7 protein-coding genes and 1 pseudogene are annotated in these 8,148 nt (G+C 64.1%); 7 read left to right on the forward strand and 1 reads right to left on the reverse strand.

What is annotated here, in order from left to right; translation table 11 throughout:
• Position 1 precedes the first annotated feature (1 nt).
• From ACWCQK_RS35280 to ACWCQK_RS35310, 7 genes are all read left to right on the forward strand, one after another.
• On the forward strand, positions 2-1,279 hold the full coding sequence (locus ACWCQK_RS35280; protein WP_451162172.1) for an aminotransferase class III-fold pyridoxal phosphate-dependent enzyme: 1,278 nt from the start codon (positions 2-4) through the stop codon (positions 1,277-1,279).
• Positions 1,276-3,555, forward strand: a complete 2,280-nt coding sequence (locus tag ACWCQK_RS35285) for a 5'-methylthioadenosine/S-adenosylhomocysteine nucleosidase family protein (protein WP_451162174.1) — start codon at positions 1,276-1,278, stop codon at positions 3,553-3,555. The genes ACWCQK_RS35280 and ACWCQK_RS35285 overlap by 4 nt, the downstream gene beginning before the upstream one ends.
• Entirely contained in the window at positions 3,552-4,502 is a 951-nt protein-coding gene (locus ACWCQK_RS35290; RefSeq protein WP_451162176.1) for a PfkB family carbohydrate kinase, read from the forward strand. Before ACWCQK_RS35285 ends, ACWCQK_RS35290 begins: the two co-directional genes overlap by 4 nt.
• Positions 4,489-5,142, forward strand: a complete 654-nt coding sequence (locus ACWCQK_RS35295) for a dTMP kinase (protein WP_451162178.1) — start codon at positions 4,489-4,491, stop codon at positions 5,140-5,142. The genes ACWCQK_RS35290 and ACWCQK_RS35295 overlap by 14 nt, the downstream gene beginning before the upstream one ends.
• Entirely contained in the window at positions 5,132-5,854 is a 723-nt protein-coding gene (locus tag ACWCQK_RS35300) for a hypothetical protein (protein ID WP_451162180.1), read from the forward strand. Before ACWCQK_RS35295 ends, ACWCQK_RS35300 begins: the two co-directional genes overlap by 11 nt.
• A gap of 340 nt (positions 5,855-6,194) precedes the next feature.
• Positions 6,195-6,551, forward strand: coding sequence for a nucleotide pyrophosphohydrolase (locus tag ACWCQK_RS35305; RefSeq protein WP_451162182.1), 357 nt, complete (start codon positions 6,195-6,197; stop codon positions 6,549-6,551).
• Positions 6,552-6,558: 7 nt separating this feature from the next.
• Positions 6,559-7,569 (forward strand): hypothetical protein, encoded by a 1,011-nt coding sequence (locus ACWCQK_RS35310; protein WP_451162183.1) that lies wholly within the window; start codon positions 6,559-6,561, stop codon positions 7,567-7,569.
• A gap of 304 nt (positions 7,570-7,873) precedes the next feature.
• On the opposite strand, the pseudogene ACWCQK_RS35315 reads toward ACWCQK_RS35310, so the two are convergent.
• A pseudogene (locus ACWCQK_RS35315) lies at positions 7,874-7,966 on the reverse strand (IS5/IS1182 family transposase); the annotation flags it as partial.
• Positions 7,967-8,148 lie beyond the last annotated feature (182 nt).

Raw genomic sequence — 8,148 nt, forward strand, 5'->3', positions numbered from 1 at the left:
CATGGCATCGACGGCCGCGGCTCTGTTGTCATACACGTACGAGAACCCGCAAGACTTTCGAGTGTATTCATCCGGTCGTGGGGTTTACTTGTACACCAGCGGCGGGAAGAGGGTTCTCGATGCCCTCGCTGGGTCAATGAACGCAAACCTCGGGCACGGCAACGCAGCCATTGCAGCGGCGATGTACGCGCAGGCTCTTGGCCTGACCGCTGTGCCGGCCGTCGCCGGCGACGTCAGTGACGACTGCATCAACCTCGCCGAAAAGCTGCGCTGCTCCTTGGGGCTGCCCGACACCACTTGCTCGTTCACCTCAAGCGGATCGGAGGCCACCGAGGCGGCACTGGCGATCGTCTGGAAATACTGGTCGGAGATGGGCTGTCCGGGGAAGACGAAGATCCTTTCCCTGAAGGGCAGTTACCATGGCTGTACTCTTGGGGCGCTCGCTCTGACGGGGCGCGCCGACGAGCACGCCGACGTCCCAACCACGACGAACTTCAGACTATCCCTGCCTGCTTGGGATCCGCACGACGCCTTGCGGGTGTCCGCCGCCTTGGAGCGCACGCTGGCCCGCGCAGGCGCGCAGACCATCGCCGCGATATTCCTCGAACCAGTTATGGGTTTGGCCGGTATGGTGCCAGCCGCGCCTGAAGACATTCGCCAGGTGGCCGCCATCTGCCGGGCCAACGACATCCTGGTGGTCCTCGACGAAGCGCTCACCGGTCTTGGCCGGGTAGGTCATCGCACCGCCGCGGACTTCTACGGCATCGCCCCTGACCTACTGCTGGTATCGAAAGGACTCGGCTGCGGATTCGTCCCGATCGCAGTCACGTGCATCGCCTCCCGCATCGCGTCGGTGTTACGAAGGTCATCGCCGGCGCTCCGACACGGCCACACCTCCTCAGGCAACCCGATGGCGGCGCGTATCGCCTCGGTGGTGCTGGACGAGCTGGCAGCCCGCGATGCGGTCTCCAACGCCCGCAGCATGGAAGGCGTATTGAGGGAGCACATGGCGGCTGGGATGGCCGAGCTGAGCGGGCATTACTCCCTGCGGTGCACCGGACTGTGCCTCGCAGTCGAGACCGACGATCCTGCGCACGCACAACAGGTACGGCACACCGCGTTCGACCTGGGTCTGCGCGTCAGGGCAATCGACCAGAACGTCATTGCCTGCCCTCCCTTGACCATCACGGAGGAAGAGACCATCGAACTGGCCGTCCTGCTGTCCCGTGCACTGGCCGTCGCCGAGCGAATCCGAAAGGCCGAGGCGAGGAGCACATGACACAGATTCCAGGATCCATCTACCGTCCAGGGATCGCGATCCTCACCGCCCTCCCCAAGGAATACGCGGCGGTGCAGGCGCTGCTTGAGCACCCCGTCTCGCACAGCGAGACCGATCATCAAGGAACGCGGCACTACGCTTTCGGCACCCTGCCCGCACGCGCCGACGGCAGGCACGAGATCGCCCTGACTCTGGTCGGCGTCGGCAACAACATCTCGGCCGTGGCGACCACACAACTCCTCAACGATCTTCCCAGTGTCCGAACGGTGATCCTGTCGGGCATTGCCGGCGGCGTACCCGACACCGCGAAGCCCGAGGACCACGTCCGCCTCGGAGACATCGTGGTCTCCAGTGAGTACGGCATCATCCAGTACGACTTCGTCAAGGAGGAGACCGGCAGGGTCGTCGCACGGCACCCGCCGCGACCAGCGAGCTCGAACCTGGTCCGTGCTGCGCGGATGATCGAAGCCAACGCCCTCTCAGGGGCCCGCCCCTGGGACGAACTCATTGATCAGGTCCTGTCAGCTCTCAAGTGGAAGCGCCCGCCCGATTCCACTGACCTTCTGGCGGCTTCGGACGATCCCTCCGTGATCCTGAAGCATCCGAGCGATCCCTTGAGGACCAGACGGCGGCCACGTGTATTTGTCGGCCCGATAGCGTCCGCCAACACGCTGCTCAAGTCGCCGCAGCGACGCGACTTGCTGCGCGACCTGCACGCCGTCAAAGCCGTGGAGATGGAGGGTTCGGGGACGGCGGATGCGGCGTGGATGGCACAGGCCCAACACTTCGTGGTCCGTGGAATCTGCGACTACTGCGACAGCCGGAAGGGGGACGACTGGCAGAACTATGCGGCCGCGGCTGCCGCCGGATATCTCGGGGCCGTTCTGAGGACGATCGACCCGGTGGAAAGGGTGACGGACTCACCTGCGAGACACAACTCCGTCCAGCCCGAAGCTGCACGCACCCGGGCCGGGCGCTTCAACCTCCCGGGACCCGACGACGACACATTAAAGAGGATCGACGAGACGCAAACTCGATTGAGGTCCATGCTGGCCGAGAGCGGCCAGGAGGGGCCACTGCTGGTGCCGACCCTTAGTTGGATCGCGTCGATCGACCGGAAGTTCCACGAGAACCGCCTGCTGAGCAGGGAAGCGAAAGCGCTAGAAGCCGTTCACGCGGAGGTGCGCCGGGCAGGCTCCCACCACGCAGACAACCGGATGTCGCCGGTGGAACGGCTCTCGCTGGACCTGCTTGAGCGCTACGAGAGCAGCGCAGTTCTGCGCGCGAACTGGGAAGTGCGCTGTGCCATCGGGAACGCGCTGACCCTGGCGATGTCCGCAGGAAGCCAAGGCAGCAGATCGAGCCTGGTCACCGCAGTGATGCAGGCGTCCGTCTCAGGAGAGAACTGGGACATCGCACAGATGCTGTTCGACGCCCTTCATCATGCAGAGGAGCTGACCAAGCCGGGCCGCGAGTTTCTGATGACGACCGCGGTTGAGCACGAACACCGTCAGGTGCGGTGGAACGTGGCTGCAGCGCTCAAGTCGATCCAGGTCTCCGACGGGGACCTGAGCCGGATCCTCGCCAGACTGCTCCGGGACCCGTCACCCTGGGTGGTCAAAGAGCTGATTGACGTCGGGCTCCGCAACCAGAAAGTGATGGCAGAGCTCGAGAAGCCAAAAAACGTGGCGATGGTCCTGGAACTGCTTGAACAAGACGGTCAACTCCGCGAGCACACCATCCTTTCGCTCCGCTCTCGCGACCGAGGCGATTTCGCACCGCGGTTCGCAGCCGTTGACGACGCCGATGACGATTCCGGGCCGACGGGGTACACCCGGCGAGCCTTGGCGGAGGACTTTCGCCGGGTCGAGGAGCTGAAGGAAAGCCTGAAGGGGCAGCACGGCAAGCTGTACAAGGCAGCCGAGCGTGTCGTCCTGGACCGGATCGCCGACCCCGATCCCGAGCGGCAGCAGAGCGCCATCACGAGCTACCTGCACTCGACGCATGACGCACTGGCGTGGGCGAGCGTCCGTGCGCTGTTCAGCGGCAAACTGGACGGATGTCACGATGTCTTCCTCAACCAGGCACTGTCCGACATGCTGACGCATCCGTCCGACTGGATACGCCGCGAGTGCGTTGAGGAGACCCTGCGTCTGGAGGACGGGCGACGCAAATACATAGCCCTGCGACAGATCGAAGCGCACCGCAACGAGCTGGCCAGGGTCGACGAGATACGGCCGTACCTCGTCGACATCGGCATGCATTTTGAGGGATGACGATGGAGGACATACTCGTTCTGGGCACAGTCGGCCGCGAAAGAGTCCACAGTTTCGGCCGCATATCACCCGTCCTCTTCGGTGGCACCGCCTACCATGCCACCGAAGCCATACTGAAGGCTGGCGCGGCCCGGCCACTGCTCGTGTCTGTCCTGGGAAACGATCTGACACCGACCGAACTCACCGGCCAGTTCAGCGGGTTGGTCAATACCTACGGTCTGACGTCGCATGCTGATCTGCCGTCGTTCTACTGGGAAGCCCGATACGACCACAGCTTCGAAGACAGCACGACCATCACGCTGGAGAACCGGCTTCTTGACGAGTTCGCTCCTGACTGGACCGCTCTCAAAGACCTGTTTCCCGACATCCGGTTGTGCTATCTGGCAGCATTCGACCCGAAGACACAGCTCGGCTGCGCCCGGCACTTCGCAGCGTGTTTCGTCATTTCCGAGACGCTTGAGTACTGGATAGGGCGCGACCGCCAGGGAGTGCTGGACCTCGCTGCGAACTCGAACGGCTTCGTCGTCACAGAGCGTGAGTTCCGCAGCCTCTGGCACTTCGACGCCACACCCGGAATGCCGCATGGCCGGGTGGCAGGCATCCTCGAGCAGTGCGACCTCGAGTTCCTCATCGTCACCTTCGCTGACCGCGGCAGTCAGGTGTTCGACACCGGCGGAACTTTCGTGGTGCCGGCCCTGAAATGCGCGACCGTGGACTCCACCGGCGCCGGCAATGCTTTTTGCGGGGGCATCGTCGCCCATCTCGCCCAGTGCGATACATACGATCGGGCAACGTTACCTGACGCCGTCACCCTTGGTACCGTACTGGCCGGCCTGCAAGTACGGGACTTCAGCAATCGCGCCCTGCGGACGGCGAGTTCCTCCCAAATCGAGGCCCTACGGATGGAGGTACGAAAAAGCGTCCGCTGGCTCGATGCAGAGGTTTGACGACATGATCATAAAGTTCGACGGCGTCGACGGATGCGGTAAGTCGACTCTGAGCAGAGCAGTTGCGGAATCCCTGACCGCCAGGCAGTACCGCGTGGCCGTCGTAAGTGAGTTCACATCGCCAGCAGTTTACGCCCCCAACTCCGCCCAGTCTGTTCCAGTCACCACGCTGCGGATCCGAGAAGCCGTACTCGACCCCACATTCGACTGTGACGACGTGGAACGCCAGTTGTTGCTGCATTTCCTGAGCAGGCGTAAGAACCGCGTGGAGATACCCCACCTCGAAACGCTCCACGACTATGTGGTCGTTGACCGGTCGACCCTGAGCAACTACGCGTACGCGACGGCCGTCGACCCGAGGCTGAGCTCTCTCTCCGACCTGGCGGTCGGCGATGTAGAGCAAGCCGACCAGATCTTCTGGATCGACACCCCAGTTGACGTGTGCATGGACCGGATGTCAGATCGCGCCGGCGACGCGGTAGAGCGAAAAGGACGCACATACTTCGAACGTGTCCGCGAACTATTCGAAAAACACGCCGCCTCCCGCAGGACGGTCAGTACGCTCGACGGCCGACGCGACATCCCCACACTGGTCGAGCAGGTCGTCGCCACCCTGGAAGGAGACCGCCGTGGCGTCTGAGGAAATCCACAGAGCACACCGCATCCTCTCCCAGGTGGCACTTGAGGGCGCATCGTCGGTGGCCACCTATGCGGACAGCCGACTCACCGAGATCCTCGGCACCGACTCCGCATCGCGGATCGTCCGGGCAATCCTCAACAACGACCATGTGCTAGCAGAAACCGCGGCACTCTCCTACACACACAGCAACGGATTCGACAAGATCACACTGCTCTCAAGCCGAGAACCGGAATTCAAACTGCGGCTGCACGCCTGGTGGCCAGATGGACACCACAACGGCAACAAGGGCGAGTTCATCCATAACCACCGGTGGTTTTTCAGGTCGACCACGCTGCACGGAAACGCACAGATCGAGACCTTTACCGAGAGGGAGGGAGGAGAGCCGGTGTATCGCCACGAATACCAGCCTCGTGATGACGCCAGACAGACGTATGGCCTGAAAGCCGTCGGACGGTCGAGTCTGGCGTCAGACCTGATGTTCACCCTGGCGCCCGGCAGCACGTATGCCATGGGCCCGGACCTCCTGCACCGTGTGATCCGCCCGGATGACGCCGTATCGATCACACTGTTCGTCAGGTGGGCGGCGACGCGCCCGACTGCCTCGGTCTTCTCTAGGTCCCCGACGCTTGACGAAAGGATTCTGTCCGTTCCTTCGTTCACCCGTGATCAGTTGCGGTCGAAACTGGAGCACGTTCTCGCGACGTTCGGCTGAGCCTGATCACTGCTCTCCGGAGCCGTCCACCTTTCCGGTGGCCCGATGGTGCGCCCGAAATGTGCCCCCACTCGAAGTACGTCAGGTGGCCATGCCGTCACGCAAGTCCAGGCAGCCAGCGACGCTGGCCGGCCGAGAGCCGCTGCACGGGCGACTCAAAGACAGGCATATATGATCTATAACAGCCACAACTGGCAGCCCAATACGCTGAGTTAACCCCCATCGATACACGGTGGCGCGCCCTTGCCGGGCTCCAACACGTCGCCGCTCGGCTACGGTGGACCATCCTGACCCGGGGCAGAGGCGGCCAGTGTCGGCACCGGCTGATACAGATGGGGGCGTGACGATCCGCGATCTTCAGGCTGCGCTGGCCCACTTCACCCGCGAACGCGACTGGGAGCAGTTCCACACACCGAAGAACCTCACCATGGCGCTGGCCAGGGAGAGCGGCGAACTGCTGGAGATCTTCCAGTGGCTGACACCGCAGCAATCCACCCAGATCATGCAGGACGACGCGCATGCGCTGCAGGTGCGCGAGGAGATGGCGGACATCCTGGCCTACCTGGTTAGGCTGGCCGACGTCTTGGACGTCGACCTAGAGCAGGCGCTGGCGCAGAAGATCGAGGCCAACGGCCGTAAGTACCCGGTGTACTTGGCGCGGGGCCGAGCGGACAAGTACACCCACCTGGGAGAGTGATCAACAGATGCGGATCGTGATGCAGCCGGCCCGCCGGTCGGAGAAGGACGTCGAGCAGCACTACCAGGACACCATCGTCAAGCCGGTGGTCTTTGACGACCACGCGGACGCCCTGGACACCGACACCGTTCACCAGTTGAAACAGCTCTTCCCCGACGGCCAAGCCCAGATGTGGGGCGTCGTGCCAGGCAAGAGAGACGTCAACGTCTCCAAGATCAAGAAAATGGCCCCCGGCGACTGGGTGTTCTTCAGCGGCGACAAGCGCCTGTACTTCGGCGGCACCATCGCCTTCATGTGGCGCAGCAAGGAGCTGGCAACCCGCCTGTGGGGCACCGACGCCGCAGGCAGCACCTGGGAATACATGTACGCCTTGTCCGGCACCCGCGGCTTCGACATCCCCATCGAAGAAATCCGCCAACTGCTGGGCTGGAATCCCAACCGCAACATCATGGGCATCACCGTCTTGGGCGAGGAGGACAGCGAGCACCTGCAGACCTACCTCACCCTCGAGGCGGCCACCGCAGCCGTGGCAGCAGACGAAGCCGCCAGCGGGCAGGCCGAACAGGACGCAGCCGCAGCCGTCGCGGCGTTCGACGGCGAACTCGAGCGCACCGCACGGCGCGCCCAGCGTGGAGAGCAGACCGCTCTCAAACGCCGCTTGGTCCCAGGCGGCGCCGGCCAGTGCGCGCTGTGCGGACGCAGCCTGCCCGCCGCCTTCCTGATCGCCGCACACATCAAAAAGCGGGCCCTGTGCACCGACGAAGAAAAGCGGGACCTGGCCAACATCGCGATGCTGGCATGCACGCTGGGCTGCGACGCCGTCTACGAGCACGGCTATGTCACCGTTGTTCCCGGCGGCGTCCTCAAGGCCAGCCCGCTTGCGTCCGGCATACCCGAGATCGGCACCTACATCGCCGACAAACTCGCGGGCCGCACGACCGGCTGGTGGACCCCCCTGCGGGAGCCGTACTACCAGTGGCACCGCACCCACACCTTCAAGAGCGCGCCCCCGGCTTGACCGGTCCCACCGACGCTCCCCACACCAGAGACCCCGCGGATGTGAATATCCCGGGCCGGGAGGTCTGCCACGTCACCATGGCGCGCGGCTTCGGCTTGAGTACGGGGCCATGCTTGTTACTGCTGCTGGAACGGCATGAGTGCGGTCTGCCCGCCGCGTCCCCGTCCGACTACGGGGCGGGTCCTCTGGGCGGTCGGCTCCACGAGGCTTCAGCGCTTTGAGGGACTGTCTGCGGGGCTGTGTCGCGGTCGGCGACCAGGGGGCAGGCGCTGCATGCACGGGTTTAGAGCGACCGGCAAATGGATCACTTGAGGCGTCGGGTCGTGGGGCGGCCGTCCCAGCGGTAGCGGGTCGTCGAGCGTCGGATGAGCATGCGGAGCGTGACGAAAGCGGCGGCGGGCGTCGTCCGGGCGGGCCGAGATGTAGCGGGGAAGCGCGCGGCAAGCCGTGGCGTGCTCGTTGACGATCTTCGCGGTGTCCGTGGGGTTGTACTGGTCGTTGTAGGTGTGCTTGGTGCCACGGGGCCTTGGCGAAGTGGCAGCCCAGGCAGGCGATGAGGCTGGTAATTCGGTGGCGCTG

It is taken from the genome of Streptomyces sp. NPDC002306 (assembly GCF_053593435.1).

Excerpts from the sequence above, each read along its gene's own strand:
- ACWCQK_RS35280 (WP_451162172.1), top strand. The coding sequence starts at position 2 with ATGGCATCGACGGCCGCGGCTCTGTTGTCATACACGTACGAGAACCCG.
- ACWCQK_RS35285 (WP_451162174.1), top strand. The coding sequence starts at position 1,276 with ATGACACAGATTCCAGGATCCATCTACCGTCCAGGGATCGCGATCCTC.
- ACWCQK_RS35290 (WP_451162176.1), top strand. The coding sequence starts at position 3,552 with ATGACGATGGAGGACATACTCGTTCTGGGCACAGTCGGCCGCGAAAGA.
- ACWCQK_RS35295 (WP_451162178.1), top strand. The coding sequence starts at position 4,489 with ATGCAGAGGTTTGACGACATGATCATAAAGTTCGACGGCGTCGACGGA.
- ACWCQK_RS35310 (WP_451162183.1), top strand. The coding sequence starts at position 6,559 with ATGCGGATCGTGATGCAGCCGGCCCGCCGGTCGGAGAAGGACGTCGAG.